The sequence below is a fragment of the Bradyrhizobium sp. USDA 4510 genome (genome assembly GCF_054059095.1).
Genome location: NZ_JBSSBT010000001.1, coordinates 8,503,172 through 8,527,170, shown reverse-complemented (window position 1 = coordinate 8,527,170; position 23,999 = coordinate 8,503,172). Strand labels below are relative to the sequence as shown.

The 23,999-nt window shown below is 64.5% G+C and carries 22 protein-coding genes; 10 read left to right on the top strand and 12 right to left on the bottom strand.

All coding sequences use genetic code 11. The features are described 5' to 3' along the window. Positions 1–32: 32 nt before the first annotated feature. Entirely contained in the window at positions 33–1,112 is a 1,080-nt protein-coding gene (gene prfA / locus ACVMDN_RS39560; RefSeq protein WP_076824716.1) for a peptide chain release factor 1, read from the top strand. A gap of 34 nt (positions 1,113–1,146) precedes the next feature. On the opposite strand, the gene ACVMDN_RS39555 is transcribed toward prfA, so the two are convergent. Together ACVMDN_RS39555 and ACVMDN_RS39550 are read right to left on the bottom strand one after the other, a co-directional pair. Further along, on the bottom strand, positions 1,147–1,617 hold the full coding sequence (locus ACVMDN_RS39555) for a MarR family winged helix-turn-helix transcriptional regulator (protein WP_057015561.1): 471 nt from the start codon (positions 1,615–1,617) through the stop codon (positions 1,147–1,149). A gap of 145 nt (positions 1,618–1,762) precedes the next feature. Next, complete coding sequence (locus ACVMDN_RS39550; RefSeq protein ID WP_244558659.1) at positions 1,763–2,203, bottom strand: hypothetical protein; 441 nt, start codon at positions 2,201–2,203, stop codon at positions 1,763–1,765. Between the two features lie 291 nt (positions 2,204–2,494). Here ACVMDN_RS39550 and ACVMDN_RS39545 point away from each other — a divergent pair, with 291 nt between their 5' ends. The 4 genes from ACVMDN_RS39545 (at position 2,495) to ACVMDN_RS39530 (ending at position 7,406) form a co-directional block, all read left to right on the top strand. After that, positions 2,495–3,850: a substrate-binding protein gene (locus tag ACVMDN_RS39545; RefSeq protein ID WP_076824712.1), complete on the top strand. Its 1,356-nt coding sequence runs from the start codon at positions 2,495–2,497 to the stop codon at positions 3,848–3,850. Between the two features lie 114 nt (positions 3,851–3,964). Beyond that, on the top strand, positions 3,965–4,840 hold the full coding sequence (locus tag ACVMDN_RS39540; RefSeq protein WP_076824710.1) for a branched-chain amino acid ABC transporter permease: 876 nt from the start codon (positions 3,965–3,967) through the stop codon (positions 4,838–4,840). Positions 4,841–4,854: 14 nt separating this feature from the next. Then, positions 4,855–6,711 carry a branched-chain amino acid ABC transporter ATP-binding protein/permease gene (locus tag ACVMDN_RS39535; RefSeq protein ID WP_057015565.1) on the top strand — a complete coding sequence of 619 codons (1,857 nt, stop codon included), beginning with the start codon at positions 4,855–4,857 and terminating at the stop codon, positions 6,709–6,711. After that, positions 6,708–7,406, top strand: a complete 699-nt coding sequence (locus ACVMDN_RS39530) for an ABC transporter ATP-binding protein (protein ID WP_076824708.1) — start codon at positions 6,708–6,710, stop codon at positions 7,404–7,406. The genes ACVMDN_RS39535 and ACVMDN_RS39530 overlap by 4 nt, the downstream gene beginning before the upstream one ends. A gap of 241 nt (positions 7,407–7,647) precedes the next feature. Here the strand turns inward: ACVMDN_RS39530 and ACVMDN_RS39525 are convergent, their stop codons facing one another. Beyond that, positions 7,648–8,073: an HIT domain-containing protein gene (locus tag ACVMDN_RS39525; RefSeq protein WP_057015567.1), complete on the bottom strand. Its 426-nt coding sequence runs from the start codon at positions 8,071–8,073 to the stop codon at positions 7,648–7,650. Between the two features lie 105 nt (positions 8,074–8,178). On the opposite strand from ACVMDN_RS39525, the gene prmC reads away from it, so the two are divergent. Together prmC and ACVMDN_RS39515 are read left to right on the top strand one after the other, a co-directional pair. After that, a complete protein-coding gene (gene prmC, locus ACVMDN_RS39520; RefSeq protein WP_076824707.1) occupies positions 8,179–9,066 on the top strand; it encodes a peptide chain release factor N(5)-glutamine methyltransferase in 888 nt (295 codons plus the stop codon). A gap of 481 nt (positions 9,067–9,547) precedes the next feature. Beyond that, positions 9,548–10,318, top strand: a complete 771-nt coding sequence (locus ACVMDN_RS39515) for a DUF4167 domain-containing protein (RefSeq protein WP_076824705.1) — start codon at positions 9,548–9,550, stop codon at positions 10,316–10,318. Between the two features lie 66 nt (positions 10,319–10,384). Here ACVMDN_RS39515 and ACVMDN_RS39510 read toward each other — a convergent pair whose 3' ends face one another. After that, complete coding sequence (locus ACVMDN_RS39510; RefSeq protein ID WP_028343579.1) at positions 10,385–11,137, bottom strand: class I SAM-dependent methyltransferase; 753 nt, start codon at positions 11,135–11,137, stop codon at positions 10,385–10,387. A 185-nt stretch (positions 11,138–11,322) separates the two neighbouring features. On the opposite strand from ACVMDN_RS39510, the gene gloB reads away from it, so the two are divergent. Then, positions 11,323–12,090 (top strand): hydroxyacylglutathione hydrolase, encoded by a 768-nt coding sequence (gene gloB / locus ACVMDN_RS39505; RefSeq protein ID WP_076824703.1) that lies wholly within the window; start codon positions 11,323–11,325, stop codon positions 12,088–12,090. Continuing rightward, positions 12,090–12,521 (top strand): cupin domain-containing protein, encoded by a 432-nt coding sequence (locus tag ACVMDN_RS39500; RefSeq protein WP_076824702.1) that lies wholly within the window; start codon positions 12,090–12,092, stop codon positions 12,519–12,521. Before gloB ends, ACVMDN_RS39500 begins: the two co-directional genes overlap by 1 nt. Positions 12,522–12,792: 271 nt before the next feature. Here the strand turns inward: ACVMDN_RS39500 and yddG are convergent, their stop codons facing one another. From yddG to ACVMDN_RS39485, 3 genes are all read right to left on the bottom strand, one after another. Beyond that, positions 12,793–13,665, bottom strand: coding sequence for an aromatic amino acid exporter YddG (gene yddG / locus ACVMDN_RS39495; protein ID WP_057015572.1), 873 nt, complete (start codon positions 13,663–13,665; stop codon positions 12,793–12,795). Between the two features lie 187 nt (positions 13,666–13,852). Beyond that, complete coding sequence (gene phbB / locus ACVMDN_RS39490) at positions 13,853–14,578, bottom strand: acetoacetyl-CoA reductase (RefSeq protein ID WP_076824700.1); 726 nt, start codon at positions 14,576–14,578, stop codon at positions 13,853–13,855. A 268-nt stretch (positions 14,579–14,846) separates the two neighbouring features. Then, the gene (locus ACVMDN_RS39485) at positions 14,847–16,025 is read right to left on the bottom strand and encodes an acetyl-CoA C-acetyltransferase (RefSeq protein WP_076824763.1); all 1,179 of its coding nucleotides are present in this window, start codon (positions 16,023–16,025) and stop codon (positions 14,847–14,849) included. A gap of 313 nt (positions 16,026–16,338) precedes the next feature. Between ACVMDN_RS39485 and phaR the strand changes: the two genes are divergently transcribed. After that, a complete protein-coding gene (gene phaR / locus ACVMDN_RS39480) occupies positions 16,339–16,929 on the top strand; it encodes a polyhydroxyalkanoate synthesis repressor PhaR (protein ID WP_057015574.1) in 591 nt (196 codons plus the stop codon). Between the two features lie 125 nt (positions 16,930–17,054). Here phaR and ACVMDN_RS39475 read toward each other — a convergent pair whose 3' ends face one another. The 5 genes from ACVMDN_RS39475 to ACVMDN_RS39455 form a co-directional block, all read right to left on the bottom strand. Further along, positions 17,055–17,441 carry a RidA family protein gene (locus ACVMDN_RS39475; RefSeq protein ID WP_076824761.1) on the bottom strand — a complete coding sequence of 129 codons (387 nt, stop codon included), beginning with the start codon at positions 17,439–17,441 and terminating at the stop codon, positions 17,055–17,057. 257 nt (positions 17,442–17,698) lie between these two features. Further along, positions 17,699–20,032 carry an acetamidase/formamidase family protein gene (locus ACVMDN_RS39470; RefSeq protein WP_076824699.1) on the bottom strand — a complete coding sequence of 778 codons (2,334 nt, stop codon included), beginning with the start codon at positions 20,030–20,032 and terminating at the stop codon, positions 17,699–17,701. A gap of 82 nt (positions 20,033–20,114) precedes the next feature. After that, positions 20,115–21,356, bottom strand: a complete 1,242-nt coding sequence (locus tag ACVMDN_RS39465) for an acetamidase/formamidase family protein (RefSeq protein WP_076824697.1) — start codon at positions 21,354–21,356, stop codon at positions 20,115–20,117. A 40-nt stretch (positions 21,357–21,396) separates the two neighbouring features. Then, complete coding sequence (locus ACVMDN_RS39460) at positions 21,397–23,007, bottom strand: amino acid ABC transporter permease/ATP-binding protein (RefSeq protein ID WP_057015577.1); 1,611 nt, start codon at positions 23,005–23,007, stop codon at positions 21,397–21,399. 32 nt (positions 23,008–23,039) lie between these two features. Further along, a complete protein-coding gene (locus tag ACVMDN_RS39455) occupies positions 23,040–23,933 on the bottom strand; it encodes an ABC transporter substrate-binding protein (RefSeq protein WP_076824695.1) in 894 nt (297 codons plus the stop codon). Between the last annotated feature and the right edge of the window lie 66 nt (positions 23,934–23,999).

Here is a 23,999-nt window from a genome sequence, read left to right as displayed (position 1 = left end):
CTTCCGTACCTTCCGCAATTCGAGATACCGCCATGCTACCCGAAGCCAAACTCGACGTCCTGCTCGCCCATCATGCCTCGCTCGAGGCCGAGCTGCTCGGCGAGGTCAAGTCCGAGCGCTATGTGCAGATCACGCGCGAGCTCGCCGAGCTCAACCCGTTGATCGACGCGGTGAAGCTCTACCGTTCTGCGCGCAGCGAACTCGCCGATACCGAGGCGATGCTGGCGGATGCGGAGACCGACGCCGAAATGCGCAGCATGGCGGAAGCCGAGCTGGAAACGCTGCAGGCGCGGCTCGGCGAGCTCGAGCAGCAGATCCGGATCGCGCTGTTGCCGAAGGACGCGATGGACGACCGCAACGTGATGCTGGAAATCCGTGCCGGCACCGGCGGCGACGAGGCCTCGCTGTTCGCCGGCGACCTGTTCCGGATGTATGAGCGCTTCGCGTCCTTGCAGGGCTGGAAGGTCGAGGTGATTTCGGCGAGCGAAGGCACCGTCGGCGGCTACAAGGAAATCATCGCCGAGGTGCAGGGCCGCGGCGCGTTCGCCAAGCTGAAATTCGAATCCGGCGTGCACCGCGTGCAGCGTGTGCCCGACACCGAGACACAGGGCCGCATCCACACCTCGGCCGCCACGGTCGCCGTACTGCCCGAGGTCGAGGACGTCGACGTCGATATCAAGGACACGGACTTGAGGATCGAGACCATGCGCGCGGGCGGCGCCGGCGGTCAGCATGTCAACAAGACCGAATCGGCGATCCGCATCACCCATCTGCCGACCGGCATCGTCGTGATGATGCAGGACAGCCGCTCGCAGCACAAGAACCGGGCGTCGGCGATGAACATCCTGCGCTCGCGCATCTACGATGCCGAGCGCCAGCGCGTCGAGGCGGCGCGCTCCGCCGACCGCAAGGAGAAGGTCGGCTCCGGCGACCGCTCCGAGCGCATCCGCACCTATAATTTCCCGCAAGGACGCGTCACCGACCACCGCATCAACCTGACGCTCTACAAGCTGCCGCAGGTGATCGCGGGCGAAGCGCTCGGCGAATTGATCGACGCGCTGACCACCGAGCACCAGGCGGCACAGCTCGCCGCGCAGGGCGCAGCGGCCTGACGCGCGCCGCCGCTTGCGCCGGCGGATGCTGCACTCAGTCCTCTTCGGAAGACGGCGAAGACTTCAGCAAGCGGCGCAACGCCGGGCTCGCGACGCGGCGCAGTTCCTCGATGTTCTTCTTCGAGACCGCCTGGAGCTTCTGCTCACCCTTTGCCGTCAGCTTGAGCTGAACCCGCCGCGCGTCATCCGGATCGGCAAGGCGGCTGACCAGCCCGAGCTTTGCCATGCGGTTCATCAGTTCGACGGCGGAGTGATGCCGGATCAGCAGGAACCGGGCGATGTCGCCGACGGTCGGCGGACCGGGATCGACGAAACCCTTGATGCCGAGCAGCGCCTGATGCTGCCGCGGCGTCATTCCGGCCTTCCGGGCGCCCTCCTCGCTGAATGCGAGAAACCTGCGCAACTCGTAGCGAAACTGCGCCAGCGCCCGGTAGTCCACCGTCGCGGCCACGGCCTTGCGTTTGGTTGCGCCGGCGAGCGCTCGTCGTTGCTTTGGTTGCGGCATTCGATCGTCCTGCTGCTGGCTCGCTCCGCCGGACGGCAGACGCCGTGCAACGCTATCAAGCCCGCGCCGGACGCACCATACTACCGGCCGCCCTTCCACTTATGTTTTCAACGGTTTGACGATCGAGCGGCGGGGCCGCGCAAGCTCAGGGCTGCGGCCAGTGATCGTAGGTCGAGCTCAATATTTTCAGCAGCACGATCTGGAACGCGACCGGAATCCGCGGGCTCCTGCGGCGAATGGATTTCTCCAGCGCCTCGGTGATCTCGCTCTTGGTGAGATGCCCGGCCGAGGCACGCGCGACCAGATCGCCCCAGACCTCCGTCAACGACTTGCCGGTGTGATGCGGAGACGGGATCGTTATCCCGCGCGTCTCGGCCCAAGCGATGATCTCGCGCATGGTTTGCCGTCCGCAATTTCGCGCCGTCGCGAGGTGGCGCGCGGTGAGCAGCCGCAGCAGATCGTCCGGCGGCGCCCAGCCCACCTTCGGCGGCACTTCGTCGAGCAGCTCGACCGCCAGTTCCTTCAGGACGTTGATCGCGCGGATGCTCAGGCTGCCCGATTGCCCGGCGGCACCGTGCTCGGACACGGCGTGCTCTCCGGCATTTCCGGTGCGACTTGAAGGCTCCTGGATCATCGCTCCCTCACTTACAGGACCCGCACCCGGTCGGTAAACCTCGATACATCGTAGAACGATATTATTTCTATCGTAGGCCGATATGATTCGACGAAAGGTGACATTGACTAAATATGCCGGTGGGGAATTGTAGCTGTGACAGGCTGCTCGATTGCAGCCGGCGCATCGTGCCGCCGATCGATCCGATCAGGCGACGAGTGAGCATGCGCGCCAACAATCAATATAATTGGAGGATACTGAGCGATGAGCACCAAGGATTTTCGGCCGGGCAGTGCCCCGAACGTTTCGCGCCGCACTTTGCTGCAAGCCGGCGCGGGCCTGATCGGCGGCAGCGTGCTGCCGGCCTCGATCGCATCGCGGGCCTTCGCCGAGGACCACCCGGCGATCGGAACCTATCCCGCGGGCTCGTCGGGCTCTTCGGCGTTCATCGGCATCTCGGTCCCGCGCACCGGCACCTATGCGGTGCAGGGCGAGGATGAGCTCAAGGGCTATCAGCTCGCGATCGAGCACATCAACAGCGGCCACGAGCTGATCAAGAAGATCTCGCCGAAGACCAGCAAGGGCGTGCTCGGCAAGGAGCTGAAGTTCGGCGTCGCGGATTCCGCGGCGAAGCCGAACGAGGCCGTGCAGGCGCAGCAGCGCTTCATCTCCGAGAACAAGGCGGTGATGATCACCGGCGGCACGTCGAGCGCGGTCGCGGTGGCGCTGAACAAGCTGGCGCAGCGCGAGAAGGTGATCTTCGTCTGCGGCATTTCCGGCTCCAACGACACCACCGGCAAGGATTGCGTGCGCTACGGCTTCCGCCAGAACTTCTTCGGCCAGACCGCCGCGGCGGCGATCGCGCCGGTGCTGATCAAGCAGTTCGGCAAGAACAAGAAGGCCGCCTACCTGACGCCCGACTACACCTACGGCCACACCGTCACCAAGTCGATGCAGGACTACCTCGCCCAGGCGGGCTGGACCACCGTCACCAACCAGGTCTCGCCGCTCGGCGCGCCGGACTATTCGTCCTATCTGCTCAACGTCGCGAACTCCGGCGCCGACGTGCTGATCAACGTCAACTGGGGTCACGATGCCGTGCTGTCGACGCAGCAGGCCAAGCAGTTCGGCGTGCTCGACAAGATGAAGCTCGTGGTGCCCTACCAGGTGCCGTTCATCGCCCGCGAGACCGGCGGCCTGATGCAGGGCGTCTACGCCGCGACCGACTATTGGTGGACCATCGAGGACAAATATCCGCTGGCCAAGATGTTCAACGAGGCCTTCGAGAAGAAGTACGGATACAAGCCGGAATGGGGCGCCGAGAATGCCTATGTCAGCTTCGCGCACTGGGCCCGCATGGTCGAGGAGGCCGGCAGCTTCTATCCGCCCGACGTCATCAAGGCCTATGAGAAGGGCGAGACGCTGCCTTCGCTTGTCGGCGACGTCCACTATCGCCCCGAGGATCATCAGTGCGTCCGCCCCGTCGTCATCGTCCGCGGCAAGATGGAAAAGGAGATGAAGAACAAGGAGGACTATTACGAGGTGATCGAGATCGTCCCCGGCGACGGTCTGATGCAGAAGCCGGATGCGTTCGGCTGCCATCTCGGCGACTACACCTGATTAACGTGGGAAGACTCGGCGCCGTGGGCGGGGCGACCCGGCCCGCGGCGCCGCTTTTCTCGGAACGCATCCTCCACTGACCGGGCCAGGTATACGGCTAAGTGAACGCGCGTCATGATCAACTGGCCAAATTTCGTCTCGCAACTTTTCAACGGACTGGCGCTCGGCGCGCTGCTCGCGCTGATCAGCTCCGGATTGACGATCATCTACGGCACACTCGGGGTGCTCAACCTCGCCCACGGCGCCATGTTCATGATCGGCGGCTACGCCGGATACGTGACCTATTCCTACACCGGCTCGTTCATTCTCGCCGTGATCGCAGGCTCGCTGTTCGTGATGGTGCTCGGGATTGCGATGGAGCGGATCATCATCCGCCACTTCTACCACCGCCCGCATGAGGACCAGCTGCTGGTCACGTTCGGCCTCGGCATCTGCTTCGTCGAGATCGTGCGGCTGATCTTCACCAGCCAGTCGCAGGTGGTGCCGCCGCCGGCGCTGCTGCAGGGCATCACCTCGCTCGGCTTCCTGTTCTACCCGACCTACCGGCTTGCGGTCGTCGGCATCGTCGCGGTCGCGCTGGGCGCGCTGTTCCTGATCCTGTACCGCACCCGGCTCGGCATGATCGTGCGCGCCGGCATCGAGGATTCGGTGATGGTCGATTCGCTCGGCATCAACGTCTACCGCGTCTTCATGATCGTGTTCGGCATCGGCGCGATGGCCGCGGGCTTCGCCGGCATCATCAATGCACCGGTGGTGTCGCTGACGCCGGGTGTCGGCGACGACATCCTGGTCGAGACCTTCGTGGTGGTGGTGATCGGCGGCGTCGGCTCGTTTCCCGGCGCCATCCTCGGCGGGCTGATCGCCGGCGAGATCATCAGCATCACCTCGATGTTCAACCCCGGTTACGCCTACGTCATGCTGTTCGCGGCGATGACGCTCGTGCTGGTGCTCAGACCGCATGGCCTGCTCGGCACGCAGGGCCGCGAATGACGACGGATATCTAGATGCTTAAACAGCGCCCATACCTGATCGAACTCCTGACCGCCGCCGGCCTGATCGTCGCGCCCTTCGTGCTGCCGTGGCTCGGCTTCGCGCCCAACACGGTGAACCGGATCCTGGTCTGGGGTCTGTTCGGCCTCGGCTTCGACATCCTGTTCGGCTTCACCGGCCTGCTGTCGTTCGGCCAGTCGGCCTTTTACGGCACCGGCGGCTTCGTCGCGGCCTATCTGCTGACGCGCGCCGGTTTTCCATACGTCGTGCTCGCGCTCGTCATCGGCATGATCGCGGCCGCCGCCACCGGCTATCTGATCGGCCTGATCGCGCTGCGTCGCACCGGCATCTACTTCGCGATGATCACGGTGGCGATCGCCGAGGTGTTCTTCTTCGTCGAGTTCAATCCGCTGTCGGACTTCACCGGCGGCGAGAACGGGCTGCCGGGCGTGCCGACCCCGAGCTTCAATCTCGGCTTCACCACGCTGCACTTCACCACCGGCTGGTCGCTCTATCAGTTCCTGGCGCTGTGCTACTTCATCGGCGTCGTGATTGCGCTGCGCATCGTGCGCTCGCCGGTCGGTGCCGTGTTCAGCGCGATCCGCGACAACCCGCTGCGCGCGACCGCGGTCGGCCACAACATCCACGGCTACAAGCTCACCGCCTTCGTGATCGCCGCCGCCTATGCCGGCTTTGCCGGCGGGCTGCTCGGCGTGCTGCAGGCCTTCATGCCGCCTGACGCGTTCACCTTCGACACGTCGGGGCAGCTCGTGATGCAAACCGCGATCGGCGGCCGCGGCACGCTGTTCGGGCCGCTGGTCGGCGCCGCGGTGTGGCTGTCGCTGCAGGACTTCCTGCAGGCGGCGCTCGGGCTCGGCGCGGCCTGGAAGCTCGTGCTCGGCATCGTGTTCGTGCTGCTGGTGTGCTTCCTGCGCCGCGGCATCATCGGTGGCCTCGCCGATCTTTACCGCCTCCTGACCGGACAGCGCGGCGCCAAGGAGCCGGAGGAGAGCGCACCCGAGGTCGTCGCCGTGGCAAGCGAGCGGCACGCCGCAGCGCCCGCCGCGCCGAAGCCGGTGGCGGCTCGTGCTGGCGGCAATCCGTCCGGCCCGATCCTCCAGGCTAGGGGCCTGACCAAGCGCTATGGCGGCCTGCTCGCCAACAGCGACATCGACTTCACCGTCAATCACGGTGAGCTGCGCGGCATCATCGGCCCGAACGGCGCCGGCAAGTCGACCTTCTTCAAGATGCTGACCTGCGAGGTGCATCCGACCTCGGGCACCATCCTGTTCGAGGGCCGCGACATCACCGGCATGAACGTCACCGACGTCTGTCAGCTCGGCCTGACCAAGAGCTACCAGGTCAACCAGCTGTTCACCGGGCTGACGGTGCGCGAGAATTTGGTGATCGCGGCGCTGTCGGCGCTGCGCGGCAAGTTCAAGCTCGACCTGTTCCGCAGCATCGACAGCATCCCCGGCCTGTCCGAGCGCGTGCAGCAGACGCTCGAGCTGGTCAATCTGACCTCGAGGCCGGACACGCCCGTGTCCGAGCTTGCCTATGGCGAGAAGCGGCGGCTGGAGATCGGGCTGGCGCTGGCAACGTCGCCGAGCCTGTTGCTGCTCGACGAGCCGCTGGCCGGCATGAGCCCGCGCGAGCGCGTCGAGACCGTCAAGCTGCTGAAGTCGATCAGCCAGGGCCGCACCATGATCATCATCGATCACGACATGGATGCGCTGTTCGAGCTCGCCGAGCGCGTCACCGTGCTGCAGGAGGGCCGCGTGCTGGTCGAGGGAACGCCGGAAGAGATCAAGACCAATTCGACCGTCCAGGAGGCCTATCTTGGCGGCGTGCATGGAGTGCTCGCCGCATGAGCCTGCTCGAGGTCAACGGACTGAACAGCTATTACGGGGATTCCCACATCCTGTTCGACGTCTCGATGCACGTCGAGCGCAACGAGGTGGTGGCGCTGCTCGGACGTAACGGCGCCGGCAAGAGCACGACGCTGAAGAGCCTGATGGGCGTCGTCACCCCGCGCCGCGGCTCGGTGATGTTCGACGGCGTCGAGATCTCCGGCCGGAAGAGCCACAAGATCGCGCAAGCCGGCATGCAGCTGGTCCATGAGGAGCGCCGTATCTTCGGCAGCCTGAGCGTCGAGGAGAACCTCGTGATCGCCGGCCTGACCGCCTCGCAGCGCTGGCCGCTCGACCGCATCTACGAGATGTTCCCGCGGCTGCGCGAGCGGCGCGGCAACCGCGGCACCGACCTGTCGGGCGGCGAGCAGCAGATGCTGGCGATCGCGCGCGCCTTGGTACGCGATCCCAAGATCATCCTGCTCGACGAGCCGTTCGAGGGCCTGGCGCCGGTGATCGTGCGCGACCTGATGAAGGCGTGCCGCGATCTCGCCGAGGCCGGACAGACCATCGTGCTGGTGGAGCAAAACCTCGCCGCGACGCTCGCGCTGGCGCAGCGCATCTACATCATCAACAACGGGCACATCGTCCATGAAGGGCCGGCGCAGGAGATCAAGGCGCAGCCCGATGTCCTGCAGCGCTATCTCGGGGTTTAGGGCGCGTCACTTTCTCCGCCGTCATTGCGAGCCAACGGGTCGCGCGAACGCACGCCCGATGACAGGCTCCGCGAAGCAATCCATCGGTCCGCATGCGCGGATGGATGGATTGCTTCGTCGCTACAGCGCAAAATTGCTTTACAAATTTTGTCGCGAGCTCCTCGCAATGACGAACTCGATATTGCGCATGGCCTCTCGGGATAGGGATTACGGCATTCCCGCGTCGGACCGGGCCACCCGCTCACCCACCCAGCGCCGCGATCATCCGCCTGGCGTGATCGGCGAGCACATCCATCTCCGCCTTGACGGTCTGCGCCGGCAGCAGTGCGACGCCGGCCTTCACTGGCATCACATGCATGTGCAGGTGAAACACCACCTGACCGCTGGCGGGCTCGCTGAACTGCTGGATGATGATGCCGTCGGCCGCGAACGCCTTCATCGCGGCGATGGCGATGCGCTTGGCCGACCGCGCCACCGCGGCGAGGTCGTCTTCCGCGATGTCGAGGATGCCGCGCGCGGGCGCCTTCGGAATCACCAGGGTATGTCCCGGCGATCGCGGCATGATGTCGAGAAAGGCAAAGGTCCGGTCGGTCTCGTAGACCTTGAAGCTCGGGACCTCGCCGCGCAGGATCCTGGCGAAGATGTTCTGGTCGTCATAGCCCGTCATGGTCGCGCGTTCCGGATCGCTAGGTTCAGATTCTGACCGTGCGCGCCGGCCGCACGGGGCGCAAGTGATATCGACGCCGCATCGACCATCGGCTAACAACGCGCGATGAGCGAACCCGCAGGACATGGCCAGACCGTCGAGAGCATCAGGCGCAGCCTCACCGCCCGCCTCAAGGCGGCCGGCCACGACGCCGCCGAGCTCGATGCGCGACTGCTGGTCGGCGCCGTGCTGGGGCTCGATCTGACCGGCATGATCACGGGCGCGAAGCGCGCGCTGACGAGGGACGAAGCCGATCGCCTCGAGCACCTCGCGCAGCGCCGCCTCGCCGGCGAACCGATCGCGCGCATCCTCGGCGTCAAGGAGTTCTGGGGACTGCCGCTGCACCTGTCCGCCGCGACGCTGGTGCCGCGCCCGGACACCGAGACGGTGGTCGAGCGCGCACTCGAACTGCTGCGCGCCGACGGGGTGGCCGAGCGCGCGTTGCGGATCGCCGATCTCGGCACCGGTTCTGGCGCGATCCTGCTGGCGCTGCTCTCGGAACTGCCGAACGCGCATGGCTTCGCCACCGACATCTCGACGGAGGCGCTGCAGACCGCGAGCCGCAACGCCACCGCGCTCGGATTCGCCGATCGCACGACATGGATCGAGTGCGACTACGGCCGCGGGCTCGTCGGCGCGTTCGAGCTGATCGTGTCCAATCCGCCGTACATCCCCTCGGCCGACGTCGCCGGACTCGACATCGAGGTGCGCGCGCATGATCCGCGCGCGGCGCTCGACGGCGGTGCCGACGGGCTCGACGCCTACCGCGCGCTGATTTCGCAATCTGCGGGTCTTTTGACCTCAGGAGGATTTCTGGTTGTGGAAGTCGGACAGGGTCAGAGCGGCGACGTTGAAGCGCTGATGACGGCATCCGGGTTATTCCCAACGGGGCCGCCAAAGGCCGATCTGGGGGGCATCCCGAGGGCCGTTTCCGCCCGCCGGCTGCCCCGATAAAGTCCTATTGGAACGAAAAAAAACCTCTTGGATTATCTCCCGGGAACGACTACGTTCCGGGCACAACATCGGTGCTGGCCCCGTAATCCGTTACGGGTGATGACCAGGGTTCAGCAGAGCCCGCCGATCGAAAGGTTCCAGGAACGCAGGTCATATAGAGCGCAATAGCCGAAGCTGTGCTGCTCTCGACCGCCAAGCGAACGAAAGCCTGTTATTGCGCTTGAAGACTTACGCACGAGAACTGAGCCTGTCTCAACGGGCGGAATGATTTGGTCGCTGGCGCGATTGCCGGCGGTTGGGGAACGCGTCTTTGCTGCACGCGACTTTGCTGAACGAGATGGTCGGCGACATCGAAACCACTTCGAACGGTATTGCGATTCCGTGTGCCTAGGCGCGCGCCGAATCGGACTCTGGGAATCGGACTTCTGAGAAATCGGACTGTGGACTGCAATAACTTCAGGGCTGGAATAAAAGGCGACAGATGAGAAACGGTCAGAACAACAAGCGGATGCGCAACCGGAATAACAACAACAATAACAACAACAATAACCGGCGCGGCCAGAATCCCCTGACACGGGTGTACGAATCGAACGGACCTGACATCAAGATCCGCGGCACGGCCTCCCACGTGGCCGAGAAATACGTTCAGCTTGCGCGCGATGCGCGCTCCTCCGGCGATCCGGTGGCAGCTGAGAACTACTACCAGCACGCTGAGCACTACTACCGGATCATCGCGGCCGCACAGGAGCAGTTCCGGCAGAATCAGCAGCCGCCGCGCCCCGACGCCGAGGTCACCCCGACCGAAGACGGCGACGACGACAGCGACGGCTATTCGAGCTTCGGCCAGGAGCCGGGCTTCGTGCCGCAGCAGCAGCAACCTTTCATGCGCGACAACGGCCAGCAGCCGTACCAGCGCGAGCAGCAGCAGCCGCGCGAGCATCGCGAGCGCGACCAGCAGCCGCGTGAGCACCGCGAGCGCGAGCATCGTCCGCAGCCGCAATATCAGCCGCAACCGCAGAACCAGCCGCAGCCCGCGATGGCCGATGCCGGCGGCGTCGATCGCCTGCCCTCGTTCATCACCGGCGGCGCGCAGCCACAGGTCAACGGCGCCTATGAAGGCAATAATGGCGGCGCAGAACGCGGCGAACGGAGCGAGCGCTTTCCGCGCCGCCGCCGCCGTCCGCACGGCCCGCGCCCCGACATGGCGACGCAGCCCGCACCGAGCGACGACTTCAATCCGGGCAACGAGTAATCCTGAAAATCTGTCACCCTCCCTTCACGGGGAGGGTGAATTGTCCGCGTCACGCCTCGGGTCGTGTTACGACTCTGCGTGAGTCGATTTGCGCGTCGCCGTCGAGGACGGCACCAGCACCGGACGCAATGACGGGATCAGCTGCGTGCGCTCGCGACGCGCGGGAATCGCCCGATAGACCTGCTTGGTCGCCTCCACGATATGCACGCCGGCGAACGGCATCGACAGCGCCGCGCCGACCCGCTCCCACGCCATCGCCGAGCGCAGGAACCAGCTGCCCTGCACCGGCGGCATGAACAACGCCTCGCCCCACGACGACGGCGTGAACCAGGTCTGCCGCAACAGCTGCGTGATCTGCGCCCGCGAATAGGGCCGGCCATGGCCGAACGGCGTGGCGTCGGTGCGCGTCCAGACGCCGCGGCGGTTCGGGATGATCGCGATCAGCCGCCCCGACGGCGAGAGCACCCGCCACACCTCGCGCAGCAACCGCTCCGGGTCATCGGACATCTCCAGCGCGTGCACCAGCAGCACGCGGTCGACCGCGGCATCCGGCAGCGGCATCGAGAATTCGTCGATCAAGGTGGCCAGCGCCGGCCGGCCGGTCGGCCATTTCAGCACGCCCTGGGCCGCCGGCATGAAGGCAATGCAGCGCTCGCAGGACTCACGGAACAGGCCGAGATAGGGGGTCGGATAGCCGAGGCCGAGCACGCGCTGGCCTTCCGCGTTCGGCCACCGCGCGCGGATACCCCGGTTGATCAGCTGCCGCGCCACGATGCCGAGGCGCTGCGAATAGAAGTCGCGCAGGTCGATGACGTCCATGGTGTTTAGCCTAACACGCCCCCTGCTGCCCGGGTGCGCCGAAAATTGCATTGCCGCCGGAGCGTTAACGCCATATTTCACCCCTATATTGGGCGCGTTAAAAGCATGACCCGGGAAAGTCGATACCGGTCTTTCGAATACATCATGCTTTGAAAATGTCCGTCCCGTTTGTTCGTGGAGATATCATGACCGCCGAAATTCGCACCTTCAGCTGCCTCACCGACAATTTCGGGTATTTGATCCACGATCCCGCGACCAAGGCGACCGCGTCGATCGACGCGCCGGAAGCCGGCCCGATCATCAAGGCGCTGGAGCGCGAGGGCTGGACGCTGACCGATATCCTGATCACCCATCACCATGGCGACCATGTCGGCGGCGTCGCCGAGCTGAAGCAGAAATATGGCTGCCGCGTCGTCGCCCCGCACGACCAGTCGGCCAAGATCGCCAATGTCGATCTGCGCGCCGCCAATGCCGATGTCATCAAGGTCGGCAGCCTGCTCGCGCGCGTCGTCGAGACGCCCGGCCATACGCTCGACCATATCTCCTACGTGTTCGACGGCGAGAAGGCGGTGTTCGCCGCCGACACGCTGTTCTCGATCGGCTGCGGCCGGGTGTTCGAAGGCACCTACCCCATGATGTGGGATTCGCTTTTGAAGCTGCGCTCGCTGCCGGACGATTTCCGTCTCTATTGCGGCCATGAATACACCGCCTCCAACGTGAAATTCGCGCTCACCATCGAGCCCGACAATGCGGCCCTGCAGGCGCGCGCAGCAGAGGTCACAAAACTGCGCGCCGAGAACAAGCCGACGATCCCGGTGCTGCTCGGCGACGAGAAGAAGGCCAACGTGTTCCTGCGCGCCGACGAGCCGGCGGTGGCGGCAAAGCTGCACATGAAGGGCGCCGACCCGGCGCTGGTGTTCGGCGAGCTCCGCGAGCGCAAGAACAAGTCGTGATGGCCGACCTCTCGGCGGCCGACATCATCGCGCGGCTCGCGCTGCAGCCGCATCCCGAAGGCGGGCACTATCGCGAGACGTTTCGCGACGCGCGCTGCGACGCCAATGGCCGTGCGCATTCGACCGCGATCTACTTCCTGCTGGCGCGCGGCGAGCGCTCGCATTGGCACCGCATCGACGCCGTCGAGATGTGGCACTATTACGCCGGCGCGCCGCTGACATTGCGGATCGCGCAGGACGGCGGCCCACATTCGATCACGCTCGGGCCGGATGTGGCGCGCGGCGAGCAGCCACAGGCAATCGTGCCGGCGGACACATGGCAGGCCGCCGAAAGCAGCGGCGACTGGACGCTGGTCGGCTGCACCGTCGCGCCGGGATTCGAGTTCGCGAAGTTCGAGCTGGCGCCGAAGGGCTGGGAGCCCGCTTCGTAAGAGCTTTTTCCCGTCATCCCCGCGCAAAGGCTTTGCCTTTGTCGCTGCAGGTGCGAGCCTTGCGGCGCAATTGCGCCGCTGGGCGAGCCTCGAAGGATGAATCGGCCACAGACGGGGCCGTCGCCCCTTCGAGACGGCCGCGCTGCGGCCTCCTCAGGGTGACGGTGAAACAGTAGCAACAACCCTCTTCGTAGGATGGGTAGAGCGCAGCGAAACCCATCAATTCCTATCTACTCTGCGGGATGATGGGTTTCGCTTCGCTCTACCCATCCTACGTTCTTTTTCTCAGCACCATGTCCTTTGCCGCGATCAGCCCGCCGCCGGCGATCAGGATCGCGGCGATCGCGATATTGGCGCTGGGCTTGGCGAAGCCCGCTGCGATCAGGAACGCGGTCGAGAGCAGCGGCGTGGCATAGGAGGCGGCACCGAGCACGCGGATGTCGCCGCGCTTCATGCCGATATCCCAGGCGAAGAACGCGGCCCCCACCGGACCGATGCCGAGCGCGACGACGGCAAGCCACTGCAGCGGCGTCGCGGGCCACACCGTCGTCTCCACCATCATGTGCACGAGCGCCGCAAGCACGGCGGTCGCGAGGCAGAAGCCTGCCACCGCATCGGTCGGCACCGCCTTGAGCCGGCGCGACATCACCGAATAGGACGCCCAGACGAACGCCGCGACGAAGGCGGCCGCGAAGCCTGGAATCTGCTCTTTTGTGAAGGCGCCGGTGTTGCCGGCGAACAGCAGCACGGTGCCGGCGAGGCCGAGCAGCGCGCCGACGATGTGATGCACCGCAAGCCGCTCGCCCGGCAGCAGCGACGAGAACAGCACGATCAACAGCGGCCAGAGATAATTGAGCAGCCCGGCCTCGGCCGGCGGGGCGAAGCGCAGCGCCAGGAAATACAGCGCGTGATAGCCGAACAGCCCGCCGACGCCGACGACCCAGGCGACAAGCGGTTGCTTCAACGCGCCGAAGGCTGATGGACGCAACAGGAAGCTCGCGAACGCCACCGCGGCGCCGATCGCAAAGGTCATGGCCGCGAGCTGGAACGCCGGGATCGTCCCGGTCGCGACCGTCATGACCGACAGCAGCGACCACATCAGGATGGCGGTCAGTCCGACAAGGGTGGCAGTTCGGGTCGTCATCTCAATTCAATCCGTCGTGGCCGGGCATGACTATCCAAAGGATGGCGGTCTGAAGCCGCTCGCCGATGTCCCGGCCGGCCACGTCTTCCTTCGCGTGTGGCGCGTTGTAAAGACGAAAATGCCCGGCACAAGGCCGGGCATTCGCTACTTGATTGTGCGCGCCTGCGACGCGACGACGCTACTCGCGTCAGGCGTGATACTGGCCGCCGTTCACCGTCAGCGTCGAGCCGGTGATGAAACCGGCATCGTCGGCGGCGAGGAACACCACGGCCCGCGCGATCTCTTCGGGTTCGCCGAGCCGGGCGACCGGAATCTGCGGGATCACGTTCTTCTCGAGCACGTCCTTCGGCACCGCCTGCACCATCTCGGTGTTGATATAGCCGGGGCAGATCACGTTCACGGTGATGCCGCCCTTGGCGTTCTCCAGCGCCAGCGCCTTGGTGAAGCCGATGTCGCCGGCCTTGGCCGCCGAGTAGTTGACCTGGCCGAACTGGCCCTTCTGGCCGTTGATGGAGGAGATCGAGATGACACGGCCGAACTTGCGGGCGCGCATGCCCTCGATCACCTGGCGCGTCATGTTGAACAGCGAGCCGAGGTTGGTGTTGATCACGGCATTCCACTGCTCGACCGTCATCTTGTGGAACGCGGTATCCTTGGTGATGCCGGCATTGTTGACGAGCACGTCGACCGAGCCGAGATCGGCCTCGACCTGCTTGACGCCAGCCGCGCAGGCGTCGAACGAGGCGACGTCCCACTTGTAGACCGGAATCCCGCTCTCCGCCTTGAACTTCTCCGCCGCGGCGTCATTGCCGGCGTAGCTCGCCGCCACCTTGTAGCCCGCCGCTTTCAGCGCCTTGCTGATCGCAGCTCCAATACCGCGCGTTCCGCCCGTCACCAATGCAACACGTGCCATGTCCGTTTCCTCCTTGGCCGTCTTTCATAACCGGATAACTCCGGCCTACGCACTCACTCAACAAAGCGCGATGAGATCAGGTTGAATTGTCATCGCGCTTTGGCTCCCTTTTTTGAGCATGGTCTTCTCGGAAAACCGCTTCACACTTTTCCGGATCATGCTGTCGAAACAAAAATGCCCGGCGCAAAGCCGGGCATCTTATTTATCAGCTCGCTTCGCGGTTGACAGATGATCTTTTCATCACCTAACCGGCCTCGCTGCCTTTTGTTCAGTCGCGTGCAACGCACATAGCGATGCCCATGCCGCCGCCGATGCACAGCGTCGCGAGGCCCTTCTTGGCATCGCGCTTCTGCATCTCGTGCAGCAGCGTCACCAGCACGCGCGCACCCGACGCGCCGACCGGATGGCCGATCGCGATCGCGCCGCCATTGACGTTGACCTTGGCCGGATCCCAGCCGAGGTCCTTGTTCACCGCGCAGGCCTGCGCGGCGAACGCCTCGTTGGCCTCGATCAGGTCGAGGTCGGCGATGTTCCAGCCGGCCTTCTTCAGCGCGGCGCGCGAAGCGGGGATCGGGCCGGTGCCCATGATCTTGGGGTCGACGCCGGCCTGGCCCCATGACACGATGCGGGCCAGCACCTTCTTGCCCTGCTTGGCGGCTTCCTTGGCGGTCATCAGCACGACGGCGGCGGCGCCGTCATTGATGCCCGAGGCGTTGCCCGCGGTCACGGTGCCGTCCTTCTCGAAGGCCGCGCGGAGCTTGGCCATCGCGTCGAGCGTGGCGCCGTGGCGCGGATACTCGTCGGTGTCGACCACGATATCGCCCTTGCGGGACTTGATGGTGACCGGGACGATCTCGTCCTTGAACTTGCCGGCCTTCTGCGCCGCCTCGGCCTTGTTCTGCGAACCGACCGCGAACTCGTCCTGCTGCGACCGGGTGATCTGGTATTGCTTGGCGACGTTCTCGGCGGTGTTGCCCATGTGGTAGCCGTTGAAGGCATCCCACAGCCCGTCCTTGATCATGGTGTCGATCAGCTCGAGCCCGCCCATCTTGACGCCGCCACGCAGATATTGCGCGTGCGGGGCCATGCTCATGGATTCCTGGCCGCCGGCGACGACGATCGAGGAATCGCCGTTGAGCAGCGCCTGGTAGCCGAGCGCCACCGTGCGCAGGCCCGAGCCGCAGAGCTGGTTGACGCCCCAGGCCGGGCTTTCCACCGGGATGCCGGCCGCGATCGAGGCCTGGCGGGCCGGGTTCTGGCCCTGCGCGGCGGTGAGGATCTGGCCCATGATGACTTCGGAGACCTGACCGCCCTCGACGCCGGCACGCTCCAGCGCCGCCTTGATGGCGATGGCCCCGAGGTCATGGGCCGGCGTGGTGGCGAAAGCGCCGTTGAAGCTACCGACGGGGGTGCGGGCGGCGCTGACGATGACGACATCGTCTGACATGGACATCTCCTATTGGTTGTAGCTGGGTTTCTCGACGGCGGGCGGCCGATTTGGCGGGCCTGTCTCTTGACGGCTATCCTGTAAACCTCGTTGAGACATGTCAATCGCACTGTCGGGCAAATCGCGCCGCGACGCACTCAAAATGACGCCCTTGGCACTTTCCTGAGCAAATCCTATGCTTTGGAATTAACCGCACAGCACAAAACTGTAGCCGAACCGCTTTGAAAATGCTTACCTTTGCTGCGATGCGTTGCATTTTGCCCTGCGGCGATGCCGTAGGGTTCCAGGTTCTTCGGTGTTGAAGTGAGAGCCCATGGCAAAATCTGAACAACCGACCACGATCAAGAAATACGCGAACCGGCGGCTCTATAATACCGGGACGAGCACCTATGTCACGCTCGAGGATCTCGCGGCGATGGTGAAGGAAGGCGAAGATTTCCTCGTCTATGACGCCAAGACCGGCGACGACATTACCCGCTCCGTGCTCGCGCAAATCATCTTCGAGCAGGAAAACAAGGCCGGGCAGAACCTGCTGCCGACCACTTTCCTGCGCCAGCTGATCCGCTTCTACGGCGACAGCATGCAGATGGTGGTGCCGAAATATCTCGAACAGTCGATCGAGACGCTGACCAAGGAACAGGAAAAATTCCGCAAGCAGATCGCGGGCGCGCTGAGCGGGACACCGTTTGCGCCGCTGGAAGAACAGGTCCGCCGCAACATGGAGCTGTTCCAGCAGACCTTCTCGATGTTCAAGCCATTCGTGCCGCAACGCGGTGGCGGCGAGGCCGACAAGGCGCCGGAGCCCACGCCCGATGACGGCAACATCGACGATCTTCGCCGCCAGATGAAGGACATGCAGGAACGCCTCGAGCGCATGTCGCAGCCGACGAAGAAGGACGAGTAGGTCTCGTTCAGGTCCGCTGCCGGCCCGGCCGGACCTCCGGCCGCCATCACTTCTGAAGTCCTGACGGCGGCTCTCGCCGACGTCGGGCGGTCTCCGTCTGGTCGAGCATACCCTCGCGGGCGCGTCTATGCAGGCCGGCGGCAGACGAGATCGATTTCGATCAACGCATCATAGGCGAGACCGGTGACGCCGACGCAGGTGCGGGCCGGCAGGCGGTCGGACGGGAAATAGCGGCGATAGGTCTCGTTCATCGCCGCATAATCTTCCTTGAAGCGCGTCAGATAGATGCGCGACATCACGATATGCTCGAGGCCGAGATCGAGGCCCGCAAGCACCACGCGCAGATTCTCCATCACCGCGCGGGTCTGCGCCACGATGCCCTCGGGCAATAGGCCGGGTGCGGCCGGCGTATCCGGCATCTGGCCGGTGACGAAAACGAAACCATCCGTCTCGACCGCGTGGCTGAACGGCGCGACCGGCTTCGGGCCGCCGGATATCATGTGAAATTGCAACGACGTCTCCTCGCCTGCTCTCTGATGGATCATGATGCGTTTCTACGGAATCGCATCATGATCTCATGTCTTTGTTCGAGCACGATCTTTCATGCTCTAGTGTCCCGAATCCGAAGTTCGCATCATTTGCCGCACCTTCGGAGCGAACTTCGGATTCGATAAGGACACTAGCAAACTTATGATTCTAGTGTGCTTTATCAATGCGAAGTTCGTGAAAGTGGCTGCCGCGAAATCGCACGAACTTCGCATTCAGCACACTAGTTTTGCGGCGCGTGATCGAAGACGCGCTTGCTGAGAATGGCATGGACGCCCCAATTGCCGTCCACCACCTGCGTCACGCCGAAATCCACCGCCACCGACATCAGCGCGATCGCCTCGTCCTCGGTAAGGCCTTTGATGTTCATCAGGAAGCGGCGCATCTTGCGGAACGCATCCTTCATCGCGAGATCGAGCGACGAGGTCGCGTAGACCTCGCTCTGCCCCTTGGCGCCGAATTCGGCGAGATAGTTGGGATGACTGAAGCCCATCAGCACCCAGTCGGCTTCGGTCTCGATCAACGGATAGGTAAGATCGGCGAAGGGCTGATTGGTAAGCTCGTTCTTCTTGTGCAGGATGACCTGGAACGTGCCGGTCATCGAACATTCGATGGCGGTGCCGCCGAGTTCGCCGTCACCCTGCGCAGCATGGGGATCGCCGACTGACAATAGCGCGCCCGGCACCGACACCGGCAAATAGACCGTCGAGCCCTTGCCGAGCCGCCAATTGTCGAGATTGCCGCCGAAATATGCGGGCGGGACGGAATCGACAAGCTCGGCCTCGCGCGGCGCAAGCGCGATGACTCCGAAATGCGGGCGCAGCGGAATGCGGATGCCGTCGAGCACGTCGTGGCGGCGCCGCACCGATGACGGCGGGATCGGGATGCCCGGATAGTCGTAAGTCTTGTGCAGCGTCCCGAACGGATCGGTCTGCGGCTCCCAGCGATAGGAATACAGCGCACGGGCATGCGGCGCGTCATCGTCGTCGACGATCTCGTAGATCGTCACCGCCTCATGGGCGTTCTGCTCGGCAAGGAACTCCTTGTAGTGATAGCCCCACCAGGCCGCGACGCTGCTGCCGAACACGCGGCCCTCGAAGTCCGGATTGCGGCTCGCGCGCGGCGCGATGTCGAGGATGCGGATTTCCAGTACGTCCCCTGGCTCCGCATCCTTCACGGCCACCGGCCCGGTGCAAATGTGAACGCCGAATCCCTCACCGGCGCCGCGGCCGTAGATCGAGGCATCGAGCGGGCCGGCGCCGCGGCGATCGACGTTCTTCCGATCGCGCGTCCAGTGGAACACGCTCTCCGCGCCTGGATCACCCTTGATCATGCGCTCGGGATCGTCGGAGGCGTGCTGGGTCAGCGTCTCAATGGTGATGGTGTCGCCGGAGCCGATCTCGACCTGCGGCGGCAACGAATGGCTGAAATAGCCCCAATGCACGCGCGAGGCATCCGCGGCGAGATGGTGATGGCGCGGCGCGTCCGCGATCTCCACGTCATGGGCGTTGAACGGCGCAGCCGTCCTGCGCACCAGCGCTGCGCGCCGGCTGCACATTTGCGCCAGCGCCTGTTGAGGCCAGCCGCGTTGCACCGTGGCCGCGGATGCGGTCTGCCGCTCGGCTTCATGATGGCGGAATTCGCGCGGCGACAGACCGAAGCGCTGGCGAAACGCGCGGCTGAAATGGGCAGAGTCGTTGAAGCCGACGCGGAACGCGATCTCGGAAATCGAACGATGCGCCTCGGCGGGATTCGACAGATCGGCCCAGGTGCGCTGCAGCCGACGTTCGCGCAGGTAATGCGTGAAACTGGTGCCGGCCCCCTCGAACAGCTTTTGCAGATAGCGTTCAGAAATGCCCTCGGCACTGGCGATTTTGACCGGCGTCAGATCGGGTTCCTCGAGGCTGCGTTCGACGGTCTGGCACAGGCGATGCAGCGTCGCTGCCTTGGAAGCGCCGCCGCCGCGATCGCCCGCCGTCTCGCCGTGCTGACGCATGAAGGTCGGCAGCAGATCGGCGAGACTTCGCGCCAGCGCCGTCCATTCGACATCGGACAGCGCGTCGAGATCGCGCGCGGCGAGCTCCATCATCTGCGCGAATACGCTGCCAAAGCCGCCGGGCTGGAGCACCCGCACCTCGCCGCCTTGCAACGTGGCGCGATGGCGATGTGCCGGTTCGGACGTCACCGACAGCACTACCGCGCGCATCTCGCGCTGGAACGACACGCTCCAGTCCCCTGCGCGTGGCAGCAAGAGAAGATGCCGCGCAGCAACGATCTGATAACCGGTGGTCGTCTTCAGCGCCACCCCGTCTTCGAGCGGCAGCAGCACCAGCGGATGATCGGCCACAGCATCCGTGCGCGGCGACACCGATTGTTGCCCTGCCGAAAGCCTGGCCAGCGTCACGCCCTGAAAGCTGCGCCGCACCGCGATGGCATGGCCGGCATGGGTGCTCGTGGCGACCGTGGGCTGCAAGCCGACCGACGCCAGGACGTCCCGCCACGCCTCGGGGCGGTCGCCTTCGGAATAGGATTCACTAGTGAACGGACGCAACCTCATGCATCGACCTTTATGGCCGAAGCGAAGCAATCTCCGTGCCATCCTCAAGGATGACACGTCCTGCTCAGCGGCCGGCGCGTGATCAGTCACACCGGAACACGTTCTTGCGGATGGTCCCGTGCACGCCCCAATTGGCGTCGACCACCTGCGTCACGCCAAAATCTGCCCCCACCGACATCAGCGAGATCGCCTCGTCCTCGCTGAGCTTGTGCACCGTCATCAGGAAGCGCCGCATCTTGCGAAAGGCGTCGCGCATGGCGCGGTCGAGGCTGGAGTGATTGGCGATTTCGAGCTGCGCATTGGCGCCGAGCTCGGCAAGATAGTTCGGGTAGGTGAAGCCGTAGACCGACCAGGCGTCGGGGGTTTCCAGCATCGGATGCGTCAGTCCTTCGAGCTGTGTGCCGCCGAGATCGCGATGCTTGTGCAGGATGAATTCGAAATCGCCGGTGAGCGAGGTCTCGATCGCAGTGCCGCCGAGCTCGCTGTCGCCTTGCGCGGCATGCGGATCACCGACCGAAAAGAACGCACCGGGCACCGCAACCGGATAGAACATCTTGGCACCCTTGCCGACGCGCCAGTCGTCGATGTTGCCGCCGGTATAGCTCGGCGGGATCGAGGAGACGAAATCCTGCTCAGACGGCGCGAGGCCCATGGTGCCAAAATGCAGCCGCGCGGGCACACGGACATTGCTCAGAACATTCTCACGCTTGACGACGGTGGCGTGATCGACGCGGACGCCGGGATAATCGATGGTCGGGTGCACGATGCCATCAGGATCGGTCTGCGGCGTCCAGACATAGTTGTAGACCGCTTTGGCGAAAGGCTCACCCGACGCGTCGAGCTCGAAGATCGTCACCACTTCGCGCGGCTTCGGCTCTTCGATCAGGTCGTGATAGTGAAAGCCCCAATTGGCCGCGACGTTGGAGCCGAAGCATTTGCCGGCATGGCAGGCCTTGCAGGCCGGCCTCGGTCGCACGTCGAGAATGCGAACCTCCAGCACGTCGCCCGGCTCGGCGCCTTCGATCGCCACCGGACCGGTGAGCAGGTGCACGCCGACGCCTTCGCCGGAGCCGCGGATGAACGGCCCTTCGATGGGCCCCGAACCGCGCCGCACCACCGCCTTGTGCTCGCGCGTCCATTTGAACACGCTCTCGGCACCCGGATCGCCCTCGATCATGCGCTCGTAATCGTCATTGGCGTGATGCGTCAGCGTCTCGATGGTCGCGCGGTCGCCGGACTTCAGCTTCAATGCCGGCGCCACGACCTTGCTGAAATAGCCCCAATGCACAGTCTTCGCAGATACCGGCAGCAGATGATGTTTCACGCAGGGGTCCTCACGCGGATGGAAACGGAACGGGTTCTATTCATGCGACCTCGGCCTCCATGGCATTGAGGAAACGCTGCGCGACCGGATTGCGCGGATTGCTCAGCACCTCGTCGGCCGGGCCTTCCTCGACGATCGCGCCATCCGCCAGCAGCACCACGCGATCAGCGACTTCACTGGCGAAGCGCAGTTGATGGGTTGAGATGATCATGGTGAGGCCGTCTTCCACCGCGAGGCGACGGATCACTTCAAGGACCTCATTGACGAGTTCGGGATCGAGCGCGGAGGTCGGCTCATCCAGCAACAGCACGCTGGGATTCGGCGCGATCGCACGGGCGATGGCGACGCGCTGCTGCTGGCCACCGGAGAGATGCCGCGGCAACGCATCGGCGCGGTGGCTGAGGCCGACGCGCCCGAGCAGTTCGGTCGCCCGGCGATCCGCATCGATGCGCGACACACCATGCACCCAGCGCAGCGGCCCGGCGATGTTCTCCTTCGCGGTGAGGTGACCGAACAGGTTGAACTGCTGGAACACCATACCGACACCGACCTCGGCGCGCGCCTGCGCCAACAGTCGCGGCGACAGCGCCTTGCCGCTATCGCTGAAGCCGAGCCGGCGACCGCCGACCTTGATGCTGCCGTCGTTCCAGAGTTCGAGATTGTTGATACAGCGGAGCAGCGTGCTCTTGCCGGAGCCGGACGGCCCGAGCAGGGCGACCACCTCGCCGATCCGCACCGTGAGATCGACGCCGGCGAGCACCATTTGCTTGTCATAGCTTTTGCGCAATGCGGCAACATCGACCGCCACATTGTTCCGCTTAAGGATCTCGTTGCGTTTGGCGCGATCGACACGCTCGGTCTGCGCCCGCGGCGGCGGCAATTCGGCGACACCGGCATCGGGCAAGATCTCGGGCGGCGCGTCCTCGGCCGCAATCAACGGATCATCGAGTCCCTGCGCGCGATACCCCGGCATCATCCGCATCAGCTTGATCTGCTTCGATGCGCGGTCGAGATCGAACAGCCATTCGAGGAACAGCTGGATGCCGGCGATCGCCGCGGTAAGGAACAGATAGATCAGGCCCGAGGCGAAGAAGATCGAGAAGAAATCGAAAGTTGCCGACGCCATCTGGGTCGAACGCAACGTCAGCTCCTGCACGGCGATCACCGACGCCAGCGAGGAATTCTTCAGCGCGCTGACGGTCTCGTTGCCGAAGGCGGGGATCATCGAGCGGATCGCCTGCGGGGCGATGATCCGGCGCATCAGGACGCCGGGCGTCATGCCGAGCGCCTGCCCGGCCAGCACCTGGCCGCGATCGACGCCGAGCACGCCGGAGCGCAGCATCTCGGCGATGAACGGAGCTTCGTTGCAGGCCAGCGCGAGGCCGGCGGCGAGAATGGCCGGTAGCTTGATGCCGATCTGCGGCAGGGCATTATAGGCGAACACCATCTGCAGGATCAGCGGCGTGCCGCGAAAGATCACGGTGTAGACCCGGGCGAAGGACGCCAGCGCCCTGAAGCGGCTGAGTTGCATCCACGCCAGGATCACACCGAGGATCAGGCCGCCGAGCAGACCGAGGGCGGTGACCTGCAAGGTCGCCTGAATGCCCTCGATCATATACGGCATGGTCAAATAGTGGAGGAACAGCTCCATGGAGCATGTCGTCCTTTTGCCGGTGCTGGGGCCTACTTGACCGTCAGCAGACCGGGCTCGATCAGGTTCTCCGGATCGAGATTCCACTTCTTCAGCAACGCGAGCTGATCGCCCGATTTGTAGATCTCGGTCAGCGCCGCCTTCACGGCATCGCGGAAGGCCGGTTTGTCCTTGGGCACGCCGATGCCGACCTTGTACGGGATCGTCACCGCGATAGCTTTTTCGAGCTTGTCCGGATAGGCCTTCACCGCATTGTCGACGGTGTTGACGTCGTTGACATAGGTGTCGGCGCGTCCGGCCAGAATCGCCTGGATGCAGTTGGCGTTGTTGTCGTAGAGCTGAATGGTCGGCTCAGGCTTGCCCTCCTTCTTGCACTCCGGCACGAGCGCCTGGATCAGCGGAACTTCAACGTAGCCTGTGTTCTCGGCCGCTGCCGCACCGCACATCGAGGTGTTGATGCCGGAGATCTTCTTCGGATTGCCCTTGGCGACCAATACGCCGTCGAACACCTTCGAATAGGTGATGAAGTCGGCCGCCTTGGCACGCTCTTCCGTGGCGTAGATGTCGGAGATCACAATGTCGGCCTGACCACTGGACAGCGTGGTCAGGAGTGCGGCGAAGGTCACCGCCTTGTAGGTCAGCTTGAAGCCGAGGCATTCGCCGATCTGCTCGCCGAGATCGATATCGAAGCCGACATATTTGCTCGGATCCTTCGGATCGATCGACTCGTAGCCCGGCGTATGCGGATTGATTGCGTTGACGAGGGTCTTGCCCTTCCAGTCCGGATACTTTGCCTGCAGCTCCGCACAGGCGGCCGGCGCAGCTGCCCTGGCGTCGGTTGGAGCACCGACGCCCACAACGAGCAATGCCCCTAACGCTGCGATGTGCATGAGTTTGTACGCGCGCGGAAAAGATAACGTGACCATTCGATCCTCTTTCGACGTTGTCATGGCGCAAGCCACGGTCCAAACCTCGAAGAAGTAAACGGCGGT

What these genes read in the sequence shown, in the direction of transcription:
- ACVMDN_RS39460 (WP_057015577.1), bottom strand. Translation starts at nt 23,007, where the DNA reads ATGGAGCTGTTCCTCCACTATTTGACCATGCCGTATATGATCGAGGGC.
- ACVMDN_RS39535 (WP_057015565.1), top strand. Translation starts at nt 4,855, where the DNA reads ATGCTTAAACAGCGCCCATACCTGATCGAACTCCTGACCGCCGCCGGC.
- prmC (WP_076824707.1), top strand. Translation starts at nt 8,179, where the DNA reads ATGAGCGAACCCGCAGGACATGGCCAGACCGTCGAGAGCATCAGGCGC.
- ACVMDN_RS39555 (WP_057015561.1), bottom strand. Translation starts at nt 1,617, where the DNA reads ATGCCGCAACCAAAGCAACGACGAGCGCTCGCCGGCGCAACCAAACGC.
- prfA (WP_076824716.1), top strand. Translation starts at nt 33, where the DNA reads ATGCTACCCGAAGCCAAACTCGACGTCCTGCTCGCCCATCATGCCTCG.
- ACVMDN_RS39540 (WP_076824710.1), top strand. Translation starts at nt 3,965, where the DNA reads ATGATCAACTGGCCAAATTTCGTCTCGCAACTTTTCAACGGACTGGCG.
- ACVMDN_RS39510 (WP_028343579.1), bottom strand. Translation starts at nt 11,137, where the DNA reads ATGGACGTCATCGACCTGCGCGACTTCTATTCGCAGCGCCTCGGCATC.
- yddG (WP_057015572.1), bottom strand. Translation starts at nt 13,665, where the DNA reads ATGACGACCCGAACTGCCACCCTTGTCGGACTGACCGCCATCCTGATG.
- ACVMDN_RS39515 (WP_076824705.1), top strand. Translation starts at nt 9,548, where the DNA reads ATGAGAAACGGTCAGAACAACAAGCGGATGCGCAACCGGAATAACAAC.
- ACVMDN_RS39530 (WP_076824708.1), top strand. Translation starts at nt 6,708, where the DNA reads ATGAGCCTGCTCGAGGTCAACGGACTGAACAGCTATTACGGGGATTCC.
- ACVMDN_RS39455 (WP_076824695.1), bottom strand. Translation starts at nt 23,933, where the DNA reads ATGGTCACGTTATCTTTTCCGCGCGCGTACAAACTCATGCACATCGCA.
- ACVMDN_RS39485 (WP_076824763.1), bottom strand. Translation starts at nt 16,025, where the DNA reads ATGTCAGACGATGTCGTCATCGTCAGCGCCGCCCGCACCCCCGTCGGT.
- ACVMDN_RS39470 (WP_076824699.1), bottom strand. Translation starts at nt 20,032, where the DNA reads ATGAGGTTGCGTCCGTTCACTAGTGAATCCTATTCCGAAGGCGACCGC.
- phbB (WP_076824700.1), bottom strand. Translation starts at nt 14,578, where the DNA reads ATGGCACGTGTTGCATTGGTGACGGGCGGAACGCGCGGTATTGGAGCT.
- gloB (WP_076824703.1), top strand. Translation starts at nt 11,323, where the DNA reads ATGACCGCCGAAATTCGCACCTTCAGCTGCCTCACCGACAATTTCGGG.
- ACVMDN_RS39545 (WP_076824712.1), top strand. Translation starts at nt 2,495, where the DNA reads ATGAGCACCAAGGATTTTCGGCCGGGCAGTGCCCCGAACGTTTCGCGC.
- ACVMDN_RS39500 (WP_076824702.1), top strand. Translation starts at nt 12,090, where the DNA reads ATGGCCGACCTCTCGGCGGCCGACATCATCGCGCGGCTCGCGCTGCAG.
- phaR (WP_057015574.1), top strand. Translation starts at nt 16,339, where the DNA reads ATGGCAAAATCTGAACAACCGACCACGATCAAGAAATACGCGAACCGG.
- ACVMDN_RS39525 (WP_057015567.1), bottom strand. Translation starts at nt 8,073, where the DNA reads ATGACGGGCTATGACGACCAGAACATCTTCGCCAGGATCCTGCGCGGC.